Source organism: Streptomyces sp. NPDC050388 (assembly GCF_040655635.1).
Classification (GTDB): Bacteria; Actinomycetota; Actinomycetes; order Streptomycetales; family Streptomycetaceae; genus Streptomyces.
This window is the reverse complement of the sequence record NZ_JBFAKH010000023.1, coordinates 16,159-36,227: the sequence shown is the minus strand read 5'-3', so window position 1 is coordinate 36,227 and position 20,069 is coordinate 16,159. Positions and strand designations below refer to the sequence as shown.

23 protein-coding genes are annotated in these 20,069 nt (G+C 70.7%); 12 read left to right on the top strand and 11 right to left on the bottom strand.

What is annotated here, in order from left to right:
* Nucleotides 1-21 precede the first annotated feature (21 nt).
* Nucleotides 22-978, top strand: a complete 957-nt coding sequence (gene meaB, locus AB0I73_RS15625; RefSeq protein WP_363037572.1) for a methylmalonyl Co-A mutase-associated GTPase MeaB — start codon at nt 22-24, stop codon at nt 976-978.
* 57 nt (nt 979-1,035) lie between these two features.
* On the opposite strand, the gene AB0I73_RS15620 is transcribed toward meaB, so the two are convergent.
* Nucleotides 1,036-1,743, bottom strand: coding sequence for a PepSY domain-containing protein (locus AB0I73_RS15620; RefSeq protein ID WP_363037570.1), 708 nt, complete (start codon nt 1,741-1,743; stop codon nt 1,036-1,038).
* Nucleotides 1,744-1,859: 116 nt separating this feature from the next.
* Here AB0I73_RS15620 and AB0I73_RS15615 point away from each other — a divergent pair, with 116 nt between their 5' ends.
* Together AB0I73_RS15615 and AB0I73_RS15610 are read left to right on the top strand one after the other, a co-directional pair.
* The gene (locus AB0I73_RS15615; RefSeq protein WP_363037569.1) at nt 1,860-2,582 is read left to right on the top strand and encodes a response regulator transcription factor; all 723 of its coding nucleotides are present in this window, start codon (nt 1,860-1,862) and stop codon (nt 2,580-2,582) included.
* Nucleotides 2,579-4,102, top strand: coding sequence for a HAMP domain-containing sensor histidine kinase (locus AB0I73_RS15610; RefSeq protein ID WP_363037567.1), 1,524 nt, complete (start codon nt 2,579-2,581; stop codon nt 4,100-4,102). The genes AB0I73_RS15615 and AB0I73_RS15610 overlap by 4 nt, the downstream gene beginning before the upstream one ends.
* Nucleotides 4,103-4,115: 13 nt before the next feature.
* On the opposite strand, the gene AB0I73_RS15605 is transcribed toward AB0I73_RS15610, so the two are convergent.
* The 4 genes from AB0I73_RS15605 to AB0I73_RS15590 all read right to left on the bottom strand — a co-directional run bounded on the left by AB0I73_RS15605 (nt 4,116) and on the right by AB0I73_RS15590 (nt 6,785).
* On the bottom strand, nt 4,116-4,592 hold the full coding sequence (locus AB0I73_RS15605; protein WP_363037565.1) for a MarR family transcriptional regulator: 477 nt from the start codon (nt 4,590-4,592) through the stop codon (nt 4,116-4,118).
* Between the two features lie 99 nt (nt 4,593-4,691).
* A complete protein-coding gene (locus AB0I73_RS15600) occupies nt 4,692-5,504 on the bottom strand; it encodes an AIM24 family protein (protein ID WP_363037563.1) in 813 nt (270 codons plus the stop codon).
* Entirely contained in the window at nt 5,501-6,151 is a 651-nt protein-coding gene (locus tag AB0I73_RS15595; protein WP_363037687.1) for an AIM24 family protein, read from the bottom strand. The genes AB0I73_RS15600 and AB0I73_RS15595 overlap by 4 nt, the downstream gene beginning before the upstream one ends.
* Nucleotide 6,152: 1 nt before the next feature.
* Entirely contained in the window at nt 6,153-6,785 is a 633-nt protein-coding gene (locus tag AB0I73_RS15590; protein ID WP_363037561.1) for an AIM24 family protein, read from the bottom strand.
* 178 nt (nt 6,786-6,963) lie between these two features.
* Here AB0I73_RS15590 and AB0I73_RS15585 point away from each other — a divergent pair, with 178 nt between their 5' ends.
* Nucleotides 6,964-7,308 (top strand): DUF3817 domain-containing protein, encoded by a 345-nt coding sequence (locus tag AB0I73_RS15585; protein WP_363037559.1) that lies wholly within the window; start codon nt 6,964-6,966, stop codon nt 7,306-7,308.
* Nucleotides 7,305-7,616 (top strand): MTH1187 family thiamine-binding protein, encoded by a 312-nt coding sequence (locus AB0I73_RS15580; RefSeq protein ID WP_363037557.1) that lies wholly within the window; start codon nt 7,305-7,307, stop codon nt 7,614-7,616. Before AB0I73_RS15585 ends, AB0I73_RS15580 begins: the two co-directional genes overlap by 4 nt.
* A gap of 57 nt (nt 7,617-7,673) precedes the next feature.
* Here the strand turns inward: AB0I73_RS15580 and AB0I73_RS15575 are convergent, their stop codons facing one another.
* Genes AB0I73_RS15575 through AB0I73_RS15565 form a run of 3 tightly spaced genes read right to left on the bottom strand, consistent with a single transcriptional unit; the run spans nt 7,674 to nt 9,729 of the window.
* A complete protein-coding gene (locus AB0I73_RS15575) occupies nt 7,674-8,315 on the bottom strand; it encodes a TetR/AcrR family transcriptional regulator (RefSeq protein ID WP_363037555.1) in 642 nt (213 codons plus the stop codon).
* The gene (locus tag AB0I73_RS15570) at nt 8,312-8,992 is read right to left on the bottom strand and encodes a DUF4166 domain-containing protein (protein WP_363037553.1); all 681 of its coding nucleotides are present in this window, start codon (nt 8,990-8,992) and stop codon (nt 8,312-8,314) included. Before AB0I73_RS15570 ends, AB0I73_RS15575 begins: the two co-directional genes overlap by 4 nt.
* A complete protein-coding gene (locus AB0I73_RS15565; protein ID WP_363037551.1) occupies nt 8,989-9,729 on the bottom strand; it encodes a hypothetical protein in 741 nt (246 codons plus the stop codon). The genes AB0I73_RS15570 and AB0I73_RS15565 overlap by 4 nt, the downstream gene beginning before the upstream one ends.
* Nucleotides 9,730-9,902: 173 nt before the next feature.
* On the opposite strand from AB0I73_RS15565, the gene AB0I73_RS15560 reads away from it, so the two are divergent.
* Entirely contained in the window at nt 9,903-10,412 is a 510-nt protein-coding gene (locus AB0I73_RS15560; RefSeq protein ID WP_363037549.1) for a MarR family transcriptional regulator, read from the top strand.
* 259 nt (nt 10,413-10,671) lie between these two features.
* The gene (locus AB0I73_RS15555) at nt 10,672-11,043 is read left to right on the top strand and encodes a hypothetical protein (RefSeq protein WP_363037547.1); all 372 of its coding nucleotides are present in this window, start codon (nt 10,672-10,674) and stop codon (nt 11,041-11,043) included.
* Nucleotides 11,044-11,064: 21 nt separating this feature from the next.
* On the opposite strand, the gene AB0I73_RS15550 is transcribed toward AB0I73_RS15555, so the two are convergent.
* Nucleotides 11,065-11,406, bottom strand: a complete 342-nt coding sequence (locus tag AB0I73_RS15550) for a DUF3817 domain-containing protein (protein WP_363037545.1) — start codon at nt 11,404-11,406, stop codon at nt 11,065-11,067.
* Between the two features lie 94 nt (nt 11,407-11,500).
* On the opposite strand from AB0I73_RS15550, the gene AB0I73_RS15545 reads away from it, so the two are divergent.
* Nucleotides 11,501-13,201: a methylmalonyl-CoA mutase family protein gene (locus tag AB0I73_RS15545; RefSeq protein ID WP_363037543.1), complete on the top strand. Its 1,701-nt coding sequence runs from the start codon at nt 11,501-11,503 to the stop codon at nt 13,199-13,201.
* A gap of 24 nt (nt 13,202-13,225) precedes the next feature.
* On the opposite strand, the gene AB0I73_RS15540 is transcribed toward AB0I73_RS15545, so the two are convergent.
* The gene (locus AB0I73_RS15540) at nt 13,226-13,861 is read right to left on the bottom strand and encodes a TetR/AcrR family transcriptional regulator (protein ID WP_363037541.1); all 636 of its coding nucleotides are present in this window, start codon (nt 13,859-13,861) and stop codon (nt 13,226-13,228) included.
* A 257-nt stretch (nt 13,862-14,118) separates the two neighbouring features.
* Between AB0I73_RS15540 and AB0I73_RS15535 the strand changes: the two genes are divergently transcribed.
* The 4 genes from AB0I73_RS15535 (at nt 14,119) to AB0I73_RS15520 (ending at nt 18,524) form a co-directional block, all read left to right on the top strand.
* Entirely contained in the window at nt 14,119-15,099 is a 981-nt protein-coding gene (locus AB0I73_RS15535; protein WP_363037539.1) for a tetratricopeptide repeat protein, read from the top strand.
* Between the two features lie 646 nt (nt 15,100-15,745).
* A complete protein-coding gene (locus tag AB0I73_RS15530; protein ID WP_363037537.1) occupies nt 15,746-16,390 on the top strand; it encodes a DUF6230 family protein in 645 nt (214 codons plus the stop codon).
* A 192-nt stretch (nt 16,391-16,582) separates the two neighbouring features.
* Nucleotides 16,583-17,167 carry a DUF6114 domain-containing protein gene (locus AB0I73_RS15525; RefSeq protein ID WP_363037535.1) on the top strand — a complete coding sequence of 195 codons (585 nt, stop codon included), beginning with the start codon at nt 16,583-16,585 and terminating at the stop codon, nt 17,165-17,167.
* Nucleotides 17,168-17,264: 97 nt separating this feature from the next.
* The gene (locus AB0I73_RS15520; RefSeq protein WP_363037533.1) at nt 17,265-18,524 is read left to right on the top strand and encodes a hypothetical protein; all 1,260 of its coding nucleotides are present in this window, start codon (nt 17,265-17,267) and stop codon (nt 18,522-18,524) included.
* Between the two features lie 96 nt (nt 18,525-18,620).
* On the opposite strand, the gene pyk is transcribed toward AB0I73_RS15520, so the two are convergent.
* The gene (gene pyk, locus AB0I73_RS15515; protein WP_363037531.1) at nt 18,621-20,048 is read right to left on the bottom strand and encodes a pyruvate kinase; all 1,428 of its coding nucleotides are present in this window, start codon (nt 20,046-20,048) and stop codon (nt 18,621-18,623) included.
* Nucleotides 20,049-20,069 lie beyond the last annotated feature (21 nt).

Here is a 20,069-nt window from a genome sequence, read left to right as displayed (position 1 = left end):
TCTCTCGTGAACGGAGCTGTGATGCAGGACGTCTCCACTCTGGTGGCCCAGGCCAGGGACGGCAGACCGCGGGCCGTGGCCCGGCTGATCTCCTTGGTGGAGGGGGCGTCCCCGCAGTTGCGGGAGGTCATGGCGGCCCTGGCGCCGCTGACCGGCAACGCGTACGTGGTCGGGCTGACGGGATCGCCGGGCGTCGGCAAGTCGACGTCCACCTCGGCGCTGGTGACCGCGTACCGCAAGCGGGGCAAGCGGGTCGGCGTCCTGGCCGTCGACCCGTCCTCGCCCTTCTCCGGCGGCGCGCTGCTCGGCGACCGGGTCCGGATGTCGGAGCACGCCTCCGATCCCGGCGTCTACATCCGCTCCATGGCGACCCGCGGCCACCTGGGCGGCCTCGCCTGGGCCGCGCCGCAGGCCATCCGCGTCCTGGACGCGGCGGGCTGCGAGGTGGTCCTGGTGGAGACGGTCGGCGTGGGCCAGTCAGAGGTGGAGATCGCCTCCCAGGCCGACACCTCGGTGGTGCTGCTGGCACCCGGCATGGGCGACGGGATCCAGGCGGCCAAGGCGGGGATCCTGGAGATCGGCGACGTCTACGTCGTCAACAAGGCCGACCGCGACGGCGCGGACGCCACCGCCCGCGACCTGAACCACATGCTGGGCCTCGGCGAGGCCCGGGCCCCCGGTGACTGGCGCCCGCCGATCGTCAAGACGGTCGCCTCGCGCGCGGAGGGCGTCGACGAGGTCGTCGAGGCCCTGGAGAAGCACCGCGCGTGGATGGAGGAGCACGGGGTCCTGGCGGAGCGCCGGCGGGCCCGCGCCGCCCGCGAGGTCGAGACGATCGCCGTCACGGCCCTGCGGCAACGGATCGGCGACCTGCACGGCGACCGACGGCTGGACGCGCTGGCGGACCGGATCGTCGGCGGCGAGCTGGACCCGTACCGCGCGGCGGACGAACTGGTGGCGGGGCTGACGGGGGACTGACGGGAAGGGGCGGTACGGGCGAATGCGCCCGCACCGCCCCTTCGCTCACCGGTTCGTTCAGCGGTCGTCGCGGTCGTCGTCACCGCGGTCGTCGTCATCGTCCGCCGTGACCTTGCCGCTGTTCAGGCCGACCAGCCATTCCCGGTCGTCGTCGCCGGAGGTGACCGTCTCGACCTCCCAGCCCCGGTCGTCGCGGTCGTCGTCGTCCAGGTCCACCGAGGTCACCGTGCCCTTGGCGGCGGCCGCCTTCGCGGCCTGCTCGGCCGTCACCGAGGTGCCCTTCAGCGCCGCCCGCACCTCGTCGGCGTCGTCGTCATCGTCGTTGTCGACCTCCGAGCCCAGCACCTTGCCGGTGTTCGGGTCGATCCACACGCTGTACCAGGTGTCGCCCTTGCCGAGGATGTCGACCTCCCAGGCGGCCTTGCCGCGGTGGCTCCGGTCGTCGTCATCGTCGTTGTCGTCATCGTCCATCTCGACGGAGACCGCGGTGCCCGACCGGTGCTCCAGGGCGGCGGCGACGGCGTCGGCCGCGTTCACCTTCGCGGAGAGCGCCAGAGCGTCGTCGTCATCGAGGTCGTCGCGATCGTCCCGGTCCTCGAGGTCGTCACCGTCGTCGTCCCGCCGGTCGTCGTCCGATCCCAGCGTCTCCGCCGGGTGCGTCGTCGTCGGCGTTTCGTCGTCCCCCGAGATCGCGATCGCCGTCGCGGTGCCTCCCCCGATGAGTGCCGCGGCGGTGACGACGGCGATCACGATGTTGCGCTTCATGGTGGTTCCTCCCCGGTCGCTTCGTTTTCGACGTCCTCAATCTCGCCGATCGATCCTGAGGGGAACCTGAAACCACCTGAAGTGATCTTCAGGTTCACTCTGAGACCCTTGTGCGCATGCGCCCACCCGTCACCCACCACCACCCTGCAGGAGGCGCTTCGCGCCGCACCTTTCGGATCTTGATCGTGGAGGACGAAAAGCGCCTCGCCCTGTCCCTGGCCAGGGGCCTGACCGCCGAGGGATACGCCGTGGACGTCGTCCACGACGGCAGGGAGGGCCTGCACCGGGCCACCGAGGGCACCTACGACCTCGTGATCCTCGACATCATGCTGCCGGGCCTCAACGGCTACCGCGTCTGCGCCGCCCTGCGTGCCGCCGGTCACGAGGTGCCGATCCTGATGCTCACCGCCAAGGACGGTGAGTACGACGAGGCCGAGGGGCTGGACACCGGCGCCGACGACTACCTCACCAAGCCGTTCTCCTACGTCGTCCTCGTCGCCCGCGTGAAGGCGCTGCTGCGCCGCCGGGGCCAGGGCGCCGGGGCCTCCCCGGTGCATGTGCACGGGGACCTCAAGGTGGACACCGCGGCTCGCCGGGTCTTCCTCGGCGAGGCCGAAGTGGCGCTCACGACCAAGGAGTTCTCCGTGCTGGAGCAGCTGGTGCTGCGGGCCGGCGAGGTGGTCTCCAAGGCGGAGATCCTGGAGCACGTCTGGGACTTCGCCTACGAGGGCGACCCGAACATCGTCGAGGTCTACATCAGTGCCCTGCGCCGCAAGCTCCGCGCCGAGCTGATCCGGACGGTGCGCGGCGCCGGTTACCGGCTGGAGACGGCGCCATGAGGCGGCTGTTCGGCTCGGTCCGCTCCCGGGCGACGCTCGGTGCCACGCTCGTGGTCGTGGTCGCGCTGGTCGTGACCGGCACCGCGGTCCTGCAGGCGCTGCGCTCCAACCTGACCGCCGAGGCGGGCACCGAGGCGGAGCGCAAGGCGCGGTCGGTCGCCTCCGAGCTCGCCGAGCGGACCCCGTACGACGAGCTGTCGGGACTGGACGGCGAGGCCGGGCCGGTGCAGATCGTCGACGAGGACGGGAACCTGGTCAAGGCCGCCGAGGGCCTTCGGTGGATCAGCGGCACGGCCACCGACGAGGTGAGTCCCCGGCCGTCGCCCTCGCCCTCAGCCTCGGCCTCACCCTCGCCCCCGGCCCGCGAGGACGACGATGATGACGACGACGAAGACGACGAAGACGAAGAGGACGAGCACGAAACGGAGGACCCCGACGACTCGGACGAAGCGGAGGAGTCGCAGGACGCCGCTGAGGCCGCCCCGTCCCTCGCCCCCGGCGAGACCAGCCGGCAGGCCACCTACGGCAGCGGCGCCGCGACGATCGGCGACGAGACCGCCGACTACCGCTTCGCGGCCGTCGACGTGCGGACCCACGAGCGGGGCCTGCTCACCGTCTACGCCGGTGCTCCGCTGGCCGCCGAGCACAGCGCCGTACGGACCGCGCTGACCGTGATGCTGATCGGTTTCCCGCTGCTGGCGGCGCTCGTCGCCGGCATGACCTGGGTGCTCACCGGGCGTGCCCTGCGCCCGGTCGCCGCGATCCGCGAGGAGATGGCCGCGATCACCGCCTCCGAGGACCTCACACGCCGCGTCCCGGAGCCGGCGACCCACGACGAGATCGCGCGGCTCGCCCGCACCACCAACGAGACCCTCGCCGCCCTGGAGACGTCCGTGGAGCGGCAGCGGAGCTTCGTCGCCGACGCCTCACACGAGCTGCGCAGCCCGATCGCGTCCCTGCGCACCCAGCTGGAGGTGGCCGCCGCCCATCCCGAACTCCTGGATCTGAACGGCGCCGTCGAGGACACCGTGCGGCTCCAGCACCTCGCCGCCGACCTGCTGTTGCTCGCCCGGCTGGACGCGGGGGAGCGGCCTGTCGAGGGCAGGGTGGACCTGGCGGCTCTGGCCCGCGAGGAGGCGGCGGGGCGGACGGGTGTGACGGTGGACGCGGAGACGGCGGAGGTGGCCGGGTCGCGGGGGCAGCTGGGCCGGGTGCTCGGCAACCTGCTCGACAACGGCCGTCGGCACGCCCGCGAGACGGTCTCGGTGACCGTGCGGCGCGAGGGCGACTGGGCGGTGCTCGGCGTGGCCGACGACGGCGACGGGGTGGCCGAGGCCGACCGGGAGCGGATCTTCCAGCGGTTCGTGCGGCTGGACGACGCCCGAAGCCGTGACGACGGCGGGGCCGGCCTGGGCCTCGCCATCGCGAGGGACGTCGCCGTACGGCACGGCGGGACGCTCACGGCCGGTGCGGCGCCGACAGGCGGAGCCCTGTTCGAGCTCCGCCTGCCGCTCGCCTGAGGAGAACCGGTGGTCAGAGGCGCCCGCGCTGGTCGCGCAGGTGCTCCGCGATGGGCTTGAGGGCCTTGTCCAGCTCACCGAGGGTCTCGGAGGAGAGCAGGTCGATGAAGTGCCGTCGCACCGACGCCACGTGGTGGGGCGAGACCTTCTGCATGGTTTCCATGCCGTGGTCGGTGAGGACGGCGAAGAGGCCGCGCCGGTCGGACTCGCAGTGCTGCCGCCGGACCAGGCCCGCGTTCTCCATCCGGGTGACCTGGTGCGAGAGTCGGCTCTTGGACTGCATGGTGGCGGAGGCGAGGTCGCTCATCCGCATTCTGCGGTCGTCCGACTCGGACAGGTTCACCAGGATCTCGTAGTCGTTCATTGTCAGGCCGAAGGGCTGCAGATCCTTCTCGAGCTGGTACGTCAACAGCCTGTTGACCTCCAGGTGGGTGCGCCAAGCGCACTGCTCCGCATTGGTCAGCCAGCGTGTGGCCGTTTCGGTCTCCATGAATGAAGTCTACCTAAAAAGTTGAAAGGCGAACTAGTGACGGTTTCCGTGACAGTGGCAGCGTGCACGCGTTCGACGTCACACTCCGCAGACTACCGCTCACAGCCCGAAGCGACGCTGGAGGTCTCCCAGCTGTCCGGGAAGGCGCGGTGCCCCCGTGGTCTGTCCGGGCGCTCCGGAAACCCCGCCGCCGGGCACCCCTGACACCTGCGGAACGGCCCCCGTGGACTGCTCCGCCATCAGGGTCTCGGAGGACTGCAGCAGCACGGTGCCCGCCCCCACGAACTCGAACTGGTGCTCCTCGCCGGAAGCCCCGCCGAGGCCCGTCAGTGCACGTAGACCGCCCATGACACCGGTCATGTAGCCGTGGTCGTAGTGGTGGCACGGGGAGGGGCAGTCGGCCCATCCCACCAGCGCCTGCGGGTCCACCCGGAGCGGGGGCTCCATGAACACCACCGGACCGTTCGACACGGCCACGAACTTTCCGGTTCCGATGAGGGTCAGGAAACCTGGCACGATCGACTGCTTCAGCGACAGACTTGGCTGAAAAGCGAGCAAGTTGCCCGAGCGAATGGTCAGATTGCCGTCCTCGAGGTCGTACGAATTCACGTCGAAGGCCCGGTCGGCGAGGAGCATCTTGCCCGAGCCCTCCGCCACGACCCAGTCGCTCGCGTGCAGTGGTGAATGGAACGACGTACGGACAAGTCGGTCGAGTCGGCCGTGCCCGATGCCGTTGAACTCGATCGTGCCGTAGTAGGCGATCATCTTCCCCTTCTGCAGGAACCACCGGCTCCCCCGGAGCTCCACGCAGAAGGTGTAGGCGTCGACGTTGTCGTCGGACGGCAGCGTCGTCGGGTCGAAGACCGTGACGGCGGGCCCGGGGCCGCCGCCCGGGAATCCGTAGGGGCTCACAGTTTCTCCTCCGACGCCTGGACGTACACCGCTCCGCTGCCGCTGAGCTCCAACTGGAACGCCTCACCGGAACCGCGCCCCACCATGTCCCGCCAGCCGAGCGCGGTGGACAGCCTGTTGCGGACGTCGCCGTGGTGGGCGACATAGGCCTGCGGGTCGACGTGCACCGGGCGCTGCGGGGTGATCGGGATCTCGATCACGCCCCCGTGCGCCATGACGGCCACGGAACCGTGCCCCCTGAGCGTGGTGGTGAACAGGCCCTGCCCGGAGACCTGACCCCGGACCATGCCCATCACCCCGCCCTGCGAGCCCAGGAACACCGTGCCCTGCTCCAGCGTGCCCTCGAACGCCAGCAGGCGGTCCGCCTCGACGTACAGGGTGTCCCCGGAGAGGTCGATCACCTGGACGTGGTGGCCGCCGTGCCCGAACAGGACCGTGCCCTCGCCCTCGACGCTCATCAGGGGCGTGGCCTCCCCGGCCACCCGCCGGCCGATCATCGACCGCAGCCCGCCCTGACCGCCCGCGATGTCGGGCGTGAAGCCGACCTCCCCCCGGTACGCGAGCATCGCGCCGCGCTGGCTGAACAGCCGCCGGCCGGGCGTCACGGTCGCCTCGACCACCTTCGAGTTGATCTCCCGGAAGCCCACGTCAGACATCCCCCGCGATCGTGTTCCGCTCACTGGGCTGCACGTAGACCAGCCCGTCGCCCTCGAACCTCATCTGGAACGCCTCGCCGCCGCCCTCCCCGATCAGTGTGCGGAACGTCACCCCGGACTGGAGGGACTGCCGCAGATTCCCCTGGTGGGCGACGTAGGCACCGGGGTCGACGGTCAGCGGGTACTGCGGGCCGACCCGGAGCACCACGGCCGGCCCGTCCGACATGATCGCCGCCTGGCCGTGCCCCTCGACGGTGGTCGTGAACAGCCCGTTGCCCTGCGACGCCCCGCGCAGGCCCGTGAAACCGGTCCCGGTGCGCAGGCCGCCGTCGGTCGCCAGCAGGTTGCTCGACTCCACGTGGAGCTTGTCCCCCTGGAGGCTGATGAGGTTGATGTCGGCGGCGCGATCGGCGAACCAGCAGGTTCCGCGTCCCTTCACCTCCATCACCGTCATCTGCTCACCGGTCAGCCGCCGGGTCACCATCCCCCGGATGCCCTCCCCGCCGCCCGTGAGCTTCTTGAACGCCATCTCGCCGTCGTACGCGACCATCGAGCCGTTCTTCGCCTTCACGGCATCCCCGGTCATGTCGACGACGAGCACCTTGCTGCTCTGAAGTCGGAACATCGCCACATCTGTGACGGTAACCGCCGCCCCGCCCCGCCGACAGGTCCTGTGGGGTGAGTCGCACCCGGACGATTCCCCTAGGGACCGCCCCCGCTCCGGTGATCGGGGACGGGGTTTGTCACAATGGACAAACGCTTGTGCGTGCATTCACAAACGTCTCTCCCATCGAAGGTGACCCGTGGACATCAAGACCGCCAGTGCCCTCCGCCGTCTCCGCCTGGTATCGGGCCCCGAGGCGATCTCGTTCCTGCTGCTGCTCGTCGCCTCGGTCCTGAAGCGGACCACGGAGTTCAACGCCGTCCCGGCGCTGGGCTGGATCCACGCCGTCCTCTTCATCCTGTACGTGCTCTTCTGGGCCGACGCCTGGAACCGCGCCAAGTGGACGCTGAAGACCGCCGCCTTCTACTTCCTGATGTCGGTGCTGCCCACCGGCGGCTTCTTCGCCGACCGCCGGCTGAAGGCCGAGGTCGAGGACGCGGTCATCGCCTCCCGGGCCCGCGCCGAGGGAGTGGTGGGCGCGTGATCGTCGCCTTCTCCGTGACACCGCTGGGCGTCGGCGAGGACGTGGGGGAGTACGTCGCCGACGCCGTGCGGGTGGTCCGCGAGTCCGGGCTGCCGAACCGCACCGACGCCATGTTCACCTCGATCGAGGGGGACTGGGACGAGGTGATGGACGTCGTGAAGCGCGCCGTGGCCGCGGTCGAGGCACGCGCGCCGCGGGTCTCACTCGTCCTCAAGGCGGACCTCCGCCCCGGAGTCGAGGACGGCCTCACCGCCAAGGTCGACACCGTCGAGCGGCACCTGGCGCGGAACCCGGAACACACGGAATAGCGGACCCGCGTCCTGCCCGACGGCCGGACGGCGCTGCCCGGCCGGCCGTCCCGCGGGTCAGCGGGGGCCGGCTGTCCGGCGCAGGTGATGACGCACCGCGCGGTGCGCGATCGGGCCGAGATCGTCGAGCGCGGCGACGAGGGCCCCGAGCCGCTCCAGGGTGTCCAGCGCCGCCCCCGCCCCCGCCGGGTCCACCCCTTCGTACAGCTCGAGACCCACGAAGGACGCCGCCACCGCGCGGGCGAGTCCTCCGGATTCGGTGAACTCGCCGAACGGTGTTCCCGGCAGGACCCGGTCGAGGACCTTCTCGATCTCCACGATCCACAGGTCGAGCCCCGCCGCAGTCGCCGGCTTCAGGGCGTCGTGGGTCTGCGCACCGGCCAGCAACTGCCCGAGCAGGGCCACGTGGCCCGCAGCGCGCTCCTCGGCGTGCATCTCCCGGCCGAAGGCGAGGAGTTCCGTGAGGGAACCGATGGTCGCGAGGCGGGGGCGGTGGCGGGCGACCCGCTGCTCGGCCCCGTACCGGCAGGCGGCGGAGAGCAGTTCGTCCACCGAGCCGAAGTGGTAGAAGACCAGCGCCTGATTGACTCCGGCCGCCGTTGCGATCGTGCGGGCCGAGACCTTGGCGATGCCCTGTTCGGCGAGCGTGCGCAGGGTGCCCTCCAGCAGCTTCTTCCTGGTGTCGGGGGCGGGACTCATGCGCGCGGCTCCTCACGGACCGGACGCAGATCCGGGCGTACCCCGTGTGTGCGCACGTCGCTGTAGACGGCGGTGAACGAACCCTCGTAGCCGAAGAGGGGCCCGAGACGGTGGTGAGTGACATCGACCCGGATGCGGAAGCGGCCGCTGCGTTCGTCGTAGGACTCGCGCACCTCCGCCGTCCCGTTGACCGCTTCGGGGACGCGTACGTCCACCGGGCCCTGCCGGAAGCGGTGCCGGTCCGAGCGGATCAGCAGGGAGCCGTCGGGTTCCGCGCCGAAGTGGAGGTCGCAGGCGAGGTGCTGGTGGGTGCCGAGGTAGTCGACGATGTGGTCGCCCCGGGGGCCGAGCACCATCTGGGCGTCGAACCGGCGGGGGCGGCCGGGCAGGTGGAAGGTGCGCACGAAGGTCACCGTCTCACGGCCGAAGCCGTCGGTGTACGGGACGTTCTCGATGGTGAAGGGGACGTGCCTGCCCTGCCGGGGGACCAGGATGTTCCGGGTCGCGCCGAGGGCGAGGAACGGCTTCACGAAGGCGCCGCCGTGCCAGAGGCGGTCCATCACGCCGTGGCCGGTGCAGGCCTCGCCGCTCGTCAGGCCGACGGAGAAGCGGCGGCGCAGCGCGGGGTGGAGGCGGTCGAAGTCGGCGCCCATCACGGTGCGGAAGATCGAGGTCATCGCGGCGTCTCCAGGGAACGCAGCAGGCGGGGCGGGCGGACCCGGGCCGGTGCGGTGCGCAGGCAGCGACGGGCGGCCGGCGTGCGGGGCAGCGGCGGGGCGAGCAGTGCCGCGCCGGCCGCCGAGGCCAGGAGCAGCGGGACCGGAAAGGCCCCGGCGGGGCCGAACGGGGCGGCGGGACCCGAGGCGAGGGCGGCGCAGGCGGCGGAGGCCACCAGGGCCCGGAGCGTCAGCTCCGCCAGCCAGTTGCGGCGGGCGCGCTCGGGGGTGACGCCGTGCTCGAACCAGATCCGCAGGCGGTCGAAGGACCAGGCCGTCGCCCAGCCCATCAGGGGCCGCAGGACCAGCCGGTCCGCGAACGCGCCGAGGGCGCCCCAGCGGGGCCGGTAGTCGTACCCGGTCAGGAAGCGGACCCCGTCCCCGTCGGGGACGTAACGCCAGTAGCCGCTGCCGTCCGCGAGCAGGGAGAGCGGGTGCGGGCAGGAGAAGCGGAGGGCGGAGGTGCGGGTGCCGTCCGGGCGCTCCTTCTCCCCGGCCGAGACACCGGTGCCGGCGAGGGTGAGGAACGGCAGCACGCGCGTGGCGTACCGGAAGTGCTGAGGCTCGTCGTCCGCGCGCGGGAGGTTGCGGATCTCGGTGAAGCGGAGGTCCCAGCGCCGGTGCTCGGCCGGATCCTGGGTGCGTGCCCACAGCTCGTCGAGATCCGCGCGGACGTGCGTCTCTATGTACAGCCCCATGTCGCCCCCGGTCAGCCGTGTGTTTGAGCGAGTGCTCAAAATCTGTGGAGCACAGGCTAGCGCTGTTTTGAGCGACTGCTCAACCGGTCGGCCCGCCCTCGGACGCCGTACCGCGCGGACCGAAGGGCGAGACGGGGCTGACCGGCATATGACCGGCCGGTAGGGTCGGCCGCGTGCCGAAACCGCTCAGTCTCTCGTTCGATCCCATCGCCCGCGCCGACGAACTCTGGAAGCAGCGCTGGGGAAGCGTGCCGTCCATGGCCGCGATCACCTCGGTCATGCGTGCCCACCAGATCCTGCTGGCCGAGGTCGACGCGGTGGTCAAGCCGTACGGGCTCACCTTCGCCCGGTACGAGGCTCTGGTGCTGCTCACCTTCTCGAAGTCCGGCGAGCTGCCGATGTCCAAGATCGGCGAGCGGCTCATGGTGCACCCCACCTCGGTGACGAACACCGTGGACCGGCTGGTGCGGTCGGGCCTGGTCGCCAAGCGCCCCAACCCCAACGACGGCCGCGGCACCCTCGCGAGCATCACCGACAAGGGGCGCGAGGTCGTCGAGGAGGCCACCCGCGACCTGATGGCCATGGACTTCGGCCTCAGCGCCTACGACGCCGAGGAATGCGCCGAACTCTTCGCCGCCCTCCGCCCGCTGCGACTCGCGGCGGGGGACTTCGCAGAGGGTTGACGCCGTCAGCACCAGGCCGGGGTTTACCACTTGACAGTGGTTTCCTCCCCGTCAGCCCGCAGAAACGCTCAAGCACTCATTTCCGGCTGAGATCCTGCCGATCGGCTCTCATGCGGAGGGCTGACGTCCGTTTCCTTCGGGTGGGAGCTCGCGCGTGAGTCTTCGTTGTTTTGTCCGTGGTGTCCTGGCCGCCACCGCTGTGCTGGGTTTCGCCGCAGTCGGCCCCCTGGGTACGGCGGGACCGGCGCACGCCGGCGCCTTGGGGTCCACCGCCATCGGTACTTTCACCTACGAGGTGCGGGGTGCCGCGGTGAAGGTCCCTGTCGGTTGCTTCCTGACCCACAGGATCGACGGCTCCGGGAAGCGGGTCTCCGGCCAGCTCGCGGGCGTCGACTGCGTCGGTGCTGCCGCGACCTTCTCGCGGTTCTGCAACTGGCGGATCGACTTCGCCTACGCCGACACGAACGGCAGGGCGTACCGGACCGCGCGGGGTGCTACGCACGCCGAGTGCGACGGCGCCCCGCTGCGCCGGGTCGGCGCCCGGACGCTGCCGACCTACGGCAAGGCCTGCGCGAAGCTGTTCGTCAACGGCAAGCTGCGTGCCACACAGTGCCACTACATCACGAAGTGAGGCAGTGCCCCGCGACAGCGGTCAGGCTGTCGCGGGCGTGGTGTCGGCGTCCTTCGCGATGAGCGGTTCCGCCTCGCGGGTCACCCGGCGTTCGACGAAGAAGGCCGCCGTCGGGACGGTTCCGGCGAGCAGCACCCACAGTTGCCGTCCCACGGGCATCTTCATCTTGCTGCCGAGGTCGAACGCGAAGATCAGGTACAGCACATAGAGCCAGCCGTGAGCGATGCCGACCACCGAGACGAAGCCGTCGAAGCCGTCCAGGCCCAGTACACGCTTGCCGATCACGCCGACGGTCAGCAGAACCAGAAGGACTGCGGTGACATGTGCCAACACCCGGTACCGGGTCAAGACGCTCTTCTTCATGCCGTCGAGGGTATCCGGTCCGCTGTGATGTCCCGTCCCCCGTCCTGGCCTGCACCACTATCGTTTACTAGGACGTCCTAGTAAATTCGAAGGCATGGACGCTGACGCCATCGAGGAAGGCCGCCGTCGCTGGCAGGCCCGGTACGACGCCGCGCGCAAGCGCGAGGCGGACTTCACCACGCTCTCCGGCGATCCCGTGGAGCCGGTGTACGGGCCGCGGCCCGGGGACGCCTACGAGGGGTTCGAGCGGATCGGCTGGCCCGGTGAGTACCCCTTCACCCGCGGTCTGTATCCGACTGGCTACCGGGGGCGCACCTGGACGATCCGGCAGTTCGCCGGGTTCGGCAACGCCGAGCAGACCAACGAGCGCTACAAGATGATCCTGAACAACGGCGGCGGCGGGCTCTCCGTCGCCTTCGACATGCCGACGCTCATGGGCCGCGACTCCGACGACCCGCGCTCCCTGGGCGAGGTCGGGCACTGCGGGGTGGCCATCGACTCGGCTGCCGACATGGAGGTCCTGTTCGACGACATCCCCCTCGGGGACGTGACGACCTCCATGACGATCAGCGGGCCCGCCGTGCCCGTCTTCTGCATGTACATCGTCGCCGCCGAGCGCCAGGGCGTGGACCCCGCCGTACTCAACGGCACGCTGCAGACGGACATCTTCAAGGAGTACATCGCCCAGAAGGAGTGGCTCTTCCAGCCCGAGCCGCATCTGCGCCTCATCGGCGACCTGATGGAGCACTGCGCGGCCGGCATCCCCGCCTACAAGCCGCTCTCCGTCTCCGGCTACCACATCCGCGAGGCCGGGGCGACGGCCGCCCAGGAGTTGGCGTACACGCTGGCGGACGGCTTCGGGTACGTGGAGCTGGGGCTCAGCCGCGGGCTCGACGTGGACGTGTTCGCGCCCGGCCTGTCCTTCTTCTTCGACGCGCACCTCGACTTCTTCGAGGAGATCGCCAAGTTCCGTGCCGCGCGCCGCATCTGGGCCCGCTGGATGCGGGACGTGTACGGCGCGAAGAGCGAGAAGGCGCAGTGGCTGCGGTTCCACACGCAGACCGCGGGCGTCTCGCTGACCGCGCAGCAGCCGTACAACAACGTCGTGCGGACGGCCGTGGAGGCGCTCGCCGCCGTGCTCGGCGGGACCAACTCCCTGCACACCAACGCCCTGGACGAGACGCTGGCCCTGCCCAGCGAGCAGGCCGCCGAGATCGCCCTGCGCACCCAGCAGGTGCTCATGGAGGAGACCGGCGTCGCCCATGTGGCCGACCCGCTGGGCGGTTCCTGGTTCGTGGAACAGCTGACGGACCGGATCGAGGCGGACGCGGAGAGGATCTTCGAGCAGATCAAGGAACGAGGGCTGCGCGCGCACCCCGACGGGCAGCACCCCATCGGGCCGATCACCTCAGGCATCCTGCGCGGTATCGAGGACGGCTGGTTCACCGGCGAGATCGCCGAATCGGCGTTCCGCTACCAGCAGGCGCTGGAGAAGGGCGACAAGAAGGTCGTCGGTGTCAACGTCCACACTGGCTCGGTCACCGGTGACCTGGAGATCCTCCGGGTCAGCCACGAGGTGGAACGCGAGCAGGTGCGGATCCTGGGTGAGCGCAAGGCCGCCCGCGACGACGCGGCGGTACGGGCCGCCCTGGCCGCCATGCTCGACGCGGCCCGCTCCGGCGCCAACATGATCGAGCCGATGCTGGACGCCGTACGCGCCGAGGCGACCCTCGGCGAGATCTGCGACGCGCTGCGGGACGAGTGGGGGGTGTACACCGAGCCCGCGGGGTTCTGACCGCCGTCCCCACCCCGATCCCGACTACGGAATGGGGTCGGGGGTGGTGAGGCCGGTGAGGAGGACGTGGGTGAGGTCGTGGACCCACTCCTCGTCCGCCGGGCGTCCGCTGACCAGCGTGCGGTGTACCACCGCGCCGGCGACCATGTCGAAGATCAGGTCCACGGTGCGGGCCGCCTCGGCCGGGTCGGGGTCGGGCGGCAGTTCGCCGCGTGTCTGGGCGCGGGCGCGGCCGGTGTGGACCAGGCGTTTCTGCCGTTGGACGATCGAGGTGCGGATGCGTTCGCGCAGGGCCTCGTCGAGGGTGGACTCCGCGACCGCCGCCATCAGTCCGCACCTGGCCTCCGGGCGGGACAGCAACGCCGCGAGCTGGAGGACCACGCCCTCGATGTCCGCGGCGAGGCTGCCGCGGTCGGGGAGTTCGAGTTCGTCGAAGAGTTCGGCGACCGCGTCCACGACCAGCTCGTTCTTGCCCGCCCAGCGCCGGTAGAGGGTGGTCTTGGCGACTCCCGCGCGGCTCGCGACGTCCCCCAGGGTGAGTCTGGACCATCCCAGTTCGACCAGGGCCTCCCGCGTCGCGGCCAGGATCGCGGTGTCCGCCGCGGCGCTGCGCGGGCGTCCGGTGCGCGTGGCGGGGGACCGACTGGCGCTGCTCTGCATGGGCACGACCCTATCCGCCGGTTCCCGTGTCGCGGTGAGGGGAGCGTGAGGGAGATCACCGGGGTGGCCCGGCCCGTGCGCCGCGCCGGGCGTTACGCTACGAGCCGTAGCGAAAGTGGGGGCGGCCCGGGCGGAACGGCCGACCCGCTCGAGCGACGACCACTGGCGCGGGTGGGGACCCGGTGCCGAAGAGGACGCGGACGCCCGGGTTTCCCGGCGTTTTCACAGACACGCGGGGTACGGGGGAGGATAGACGTATGCAGCCACGGAACATGTCCATGAGCGGAGTCGTCGACCTCGCCGCGGTGAAGGCGGCCCAGGAGGCCAAGACGAAGGCGGAGCAGGCCCGCGCGGAGGCGGCCCGGCAGGGCGGCGGGGGCGCGGTCTCCCCGGCCGACCTCGTCATCGACGTCGACGAGGCCGGCTTCGAGAGCGACATCCTGCAGCGGTCCACCGAGGTCCCGGTCGTCATCGACTTCTGGGCCGAATGGTGTGAGCCCTGCAAGCAGCTGAGCCCCGTCCTGGAGCGGCTCGCCGTCGAGTACAACGGGCGCTTCCTGCTCGCCAAGATCGACGTCGACGCCAACCAGATGCTGATGCAGCAGTTCGGTGTCCAGGGCATCCCCGCGGTGTTCGCGGTGGTGGCCGGGCAGGCGCTGCCGCTCTTCCAGGGGGCCGCGGGCGAGACGCAGATCCGCCAGACCCTGGACCAGCTGGTGCAGGTCGCCGAGGAGCGCTTCGGTCTGACCGGACTCACCGTCGACCCCGACGCCGTGCCGGGCGGCGGCGGTGCCGCCTCGGGCGCCGAGGCGCCCGTCGGTCCGTACGACGCCCTGCTGGAGGCCGCCGTGCGGGCGCTGGACGCCGGCGACCTGGGCGGTGCGATCCAGGCGTACAAGAACGTGCTCACCGACGACCCGGGCAACCCGGAGGCTCAACTGGGGCTCGCCCAAGCCGAGTTGCTCCAGCGGGTGGAGGGTCTGGACCCGCAGCGGGTGCGCGCGGACGCCGCCGGGAAGCCGCAGGACGTCGAGGCGCAGATCACCGCCGCCGACCTGGACCTGGTGGGTGGTCATGTCGAGGACGCCTTCGGCCGGCTCATCGAGACGGTGGGGCGCACGGCCAGCGACGACCGCGAGGCCGTACGGGTGCGCCTGCTCGAGCTGTTCGAGGTGGTCGGGGCCGAGGATCCGCGCGTGATCGCCGCGCGCAGAGCGCTGGCGCGTGCCCTGTTCTGAGCGGATCGGTGCCCTTTGCCCGGCCGTCCGAGGCGGTTTCCGGGCCGGTGGTGCCCGAGTGAGAGATTGGCCGACCGGAGGCCCCTGCGGCCGCGCTTTGCCAAAACTTGGCAATCGCGGCCGCTGTTACTGCGAGTAAGTCGCGCATGTCGATCTGTCGGGCTCTGTCCAGTCGTCAACTGTTTTGTCCGCCCCCTGCGAGACACCGAGGGTCGCCGTCCGGCGCCGGTGGGTCGCCCTCCGGTTGTTCGGCCGTTACCAGCGAGTAATGAACCCCCTTGTGCGGGCGGCGAGAATGCACCACGATCGGCGACGCTCGGTCCATTGCCCGTACTCCGACAGCCGGTCGGGACACGGGCGTTCCTGGGTCCCCACCGAGCAGAACCGGCGGCAGTGGAGCCGGTTCTCGGACAGGGGGGTCTTCGCTCACCCGGCGAAGCCTGTCCAGCAGGTTGTGCGTGATGCGTGTCAGGCGCGACCAGTGGTTGTCGCTCGGGGGGTGATCGCCGGTGATTCGGGCGCTTCGTGCGTTGCCGGGCGCGGCGCTCTCCTTCCCGAGGACGTAGCACTTCTCCCATCCCTGCCCGGCTGCCCGCCTGTCGGCGGTGCGTCAGAGCAGGAGATGTACGTCCGAGAAGGAGGAAATATGGAGTCCCAGGTGCGTGGCGGGACCAGATGGAAGCGGTTCGCCGTGGTGATGGTGCCCAGCGTGGCCGCCACGGCGGCGGTGGGCATCAGCCTGGCGCAGGGCGCCCTCGCGGCGTCGTTCAGCGTCTCCGGCCAGGAGTTCAAGGTGACGGCCAGCCATCTCGAGGGATGGGGCTTCGCCCAGTACGGCGGTATCGACACCGGCTACACGTCGACCGACGGCAAGACCAAGACCCAGCGTCCGGTGGCGATCTCGTCGTTCGACCGTGCCGAGATCACCAAGATGTGCCAGTCCGTCAAGACGGAGATTCCCCTCATAGGGAAGACGGTCTACCTCCGTCTCGAGGCGGGTCCGAACGCGCAGCAGAAGGTCAAGGCCAAGAACCTCTACATCGACGTCGCCCAGCTCGACGCCGATGCGACCTTCACCAACATCGACATCGGTGTTGCGGTCCAGGACAAGACCCGCGGTCCCGCGGTGAAGGACGGTGAGAACGCGCTGCCGGGCGGCTTCGCCCAGCAGGCGGAGAAGGCCGACCTCAGGAACGTCAAGCAGACGGCGTGGGCGACCACGGCCGGTACGTTCAAGCTCAGCGGCCTGAAGATGCGTCTGGGCGGGGACCCCAAGATGGAATGCTACTGACGGACTCCGTCCCGGAGACGTCCTTGGCCGGCTGAGCGGCCGAGTGCGGGGCGGGGAAGCGGTCGCTTCCCCGCCCCGCACACCCAGCCCGGTGCTTCGTGCCCGGGTGTACGCACAGACTCAGACCTTCCGGCTTCTCCACCCCCAGGCCGAGCCGGTATGTAACTCCACCGGACCAGGGAGCTGTTTTCCATGAGTGCCGAGACTCCGGTCCAGAGCGCCGGGACCTTCACCCGGCTGCGTCTGCGATTCCGTGACTGGCGGGGCCACCGGCCGTTCTGGGCGGGCCTGTTCACCCTGCTCGGCGGGGTGCCCATCGCTTACTTCCCCTATGCCACGCTGAAGCTGGGCCATATGTCGATCGCCATGGCGACGACCGCCGGCGCGGGCTCTCTGATCATCGGTGTCCTGCTGGTCACGCTGGGCCTGACCATGTGGTTCCAGCAGGCCACCAGGATCTTCGCCGGTGTGGCGTCGATCCTTCTGGCCCTGGTGTCCCTGGTGGTCTCCAACATCGGTGGCTTCCTGGTCGGCTTCCTGCTCGCCCTGATCGGCGGTGCGCTGGCCCTCTCCTGGGTGCCGGACAAGCCGCAGGCCGAGGCGCACGGGCACCGGGAGTCCTCCGGCGGGCCCGCCGGAGACGGCGCCCGGAAGGGCGCCGCTGAGGGCACCGGCGGTGAGGCGGGAAAGCCGCACCCTCCGTACGAGGACGGCGACCTTGGGGAGGCGGACGAAACCCGGATCGAGGACCGCGACAGGGGGCACCGTGTCGGCTGACGAGACGCGAGACCAGAGTGCCGCCGTGGCCCTGACTCCGGAGAGAGGGGGACCACGCCACGCGGCCCCCAGGAAGCCGCTGCTCACCAAGTTCCACATGCCCGCGGGGAAGGCGATCGCCTTCGCGGCGATGCCGACCGCGCTCCTCATGGGAATGGGGTTCACGCCGACGCTGGCCCAGGCCGACGAGCGGCCGCACTCCAGGAGCCTGACCGCCGACGAGTACAAGGACTGCGTGGCGGCCCTGGAGGAATCAGAGGGCGGCGCGTCCTCCTCGCCCGGTCCGTCCGCCTCGGCGAGCGACACGGCGACTCCGTCCCCCGACGCCGACGCCGGCACGGAGTCGAGCTCCCCGGCCACCGCCGGGGAGCGCAGGACCGCGAACCCGGGCGAGGGCAGGGGCACGGCCAACGGCTCGTCCCCTTCAGCTCCTTCCTCGGATGCGGGTTCCGACGACAAGGACGACAAGGGCAACAAGAGGGAGCCCGCGCCCGCCCCGTCCGCGACCTCGGGCGAGCAGGACTCCGGCGACCGGGCCGAACCCGTGCCCACCCCCTCGGAGACCGAGCGCGACCTCCTGGAGGACATCGGGGACGCCGTCAAAGACGTCTTCACCCCCAAGGACAAGAAGGCCGAGGAGAGCCCGAGCCCCACCCCGTCGGCCTCCGCCGTCGAGGCCGCCCAGAAGGCCGTCGAGAAGGCCACCGAAGCCGCGAAGGACACCGCTGAGGAAGCCGCCGACACGGCGGCCGAGACCCCGGTGGCCCCGGAGACTCCGGAAACCCCGGCGGCCCCGGAGTCGGCGGATCCCGTCACCGCCTCGCCGAGCCCGGCCGCCCCGGTCGATCCGGCCGACCCGTCCGGGAGTGCCACGGCCGACCCCGACGACTGCCCGGTGGCCACCGACGCCGAGGGCGGGGTCGACAACAGGGTCCCGTTGCCCGACGACCCCTGGTTCCTGAACGCCAGTTCGCTGCTGCTGAAGGGTGCCGACTACCAGGGCATCGTCGAGGTCCGGACCGCGAGCGGCAAAGTCAAGAAGGTCCTGAAGTACGTCGTCTCCGACGGCACCGACATCGGCGACCTGCACCAGACGGTCGAGGACAAGTCGATCGGCAGGACCCACCACGTGCAGGCGGCCAAGGGGTCGATGTCCACCATCCGCGACGGCGACACCGTGATGTACACGGAACGCATCTCCGGCAAGCTGCTCGGGCTGATCCCGGTCACCTTCGACCCCGAGAACCCGCCGCCGCTCAACATCCCCCTGATCTACTTCACCGATGTGACGGTCCAGCAGGCCGGCCAGTTCGGCGGAACCCTGCACGTGCCGGGCCTGCGGCAGTACGTCACCTGAGGATCCGTCGGTTCCGTCGGACCACTCCGGGAGCCGCACGACGCCGAGGGCGCTCCCTCTCCAGGGGGCGCCCTCGGCGTCGTGCACGCGGGTGGGTCAGCCGGTGGCGCCGCCCATGTGGTGGACGCGGACCATGTTGGTGGTGCCGGGGACGCCGGGCGGCGAGCCGGCGGTGATCACCACGATGTCGCCCTCGTCGAAGCTGTGAAGCCGGACCAGCTCCTGCTGGACCAGGTCGACCATCTCGTCGGTGCTGTTCACGAACGGCACGACGTGCGGCTCCACACCCCAGCTGAGCGCGAGCTGGTTACGGGTGGACTCGTCCGTGGTGAACGCCAGGAGCGGCTGGCCGGCGCGGTAGCGGGACAGCCGCCGGGCCGTGTCGCCGGACTGGGTGAAGGCCACCAGGCCCTTGGCGCCGAGGAAGTCGGCGATCTCGGCGGCGGCCCGGGCCACCGAACCGCCCTGGGTGCGGGGCTTCTTGCCGGGCACCAGCGGCTGCAGGCCCTTGGAGAGCAGCTCCTGCTCGGCCGCCTGGACGATCCTCGACATCGTCCGCACGGTCTCGATCGGGTACGCGCCCACGCTCGACTCGGCCGACAGCATGACCGCGTCGGTGCCGTCCAGGATCGCGTTGGCCACGTCGGAGGCCTCGGCGCGAGTCGGGCGGGAGTTGGTGATCATCGACTCCATCATCTGGGTCGCCACGATCACCGGCTTGGCGTTACGACGGCACAGCTCGATCAGGCGCTTCTGCACCATGGGGACCTTCTCGAGCGGGTACTCGACGGCCAGGTCGCCGCGGGCGACCATCACACCGTCGAACGCCATCACGACGTCCTCCATGTTCTCCACCGCCTGCGGCTTCTCCACCTTGGCGATGACGGGCACCCGGCGGCCCTCCTCGTCCATCACGCGGTGGACGTCGGCCACGTCCTTGGCGTCCCGGACGAAGGACAGCGCGACCAGGTCGCAGCCCATGCGCAGCGCGAACCGCAGGTCCTCGATGTCCTTCTCGGACAGCGCGGGCACGTTCACGGCCGCACCGGGCAGGTTGATGCCCTTGTGGTCGGAGATGACACCACCCTCGATGACGATCGTCCGCACCCGGGTGCCCTCGACGTCCAGCACCTTCAGCTCGACGTTGCCGTCGTTGATCAGCACCTGGTCGCCGCGGGAGACGTCGCCCGGCAGGCCCTTGTAGGTCGTTCCGCAGATGGTCCGGTCGCCGGGGACGTCCTCGGTGGTGATGGTGAACTCGTCACCGCGCACCAGCTCGACGGGACCCTCGGCGAAGGTCTCCAGGCGGATCTTCGGGCCCTGGAGGTCGGCGAGGACGCCGATGGCCCTGCCGGTCTCCTTGGCGGCGGCACGGACCCTGTCGTACCTGCCCTGGTGCTCGGCGTGCGAGCCGTGGCTGAAGTTGAAGCGGGCCACGTTCATGCCGGCTTCGATCAGGGCGACGAGCTGCTCGTGGGAGTCGACCGCGGGGCCGAGAGTACAGACGATTTTGGAACGGCGCATGGGGCGATCCTATCGGTTTGT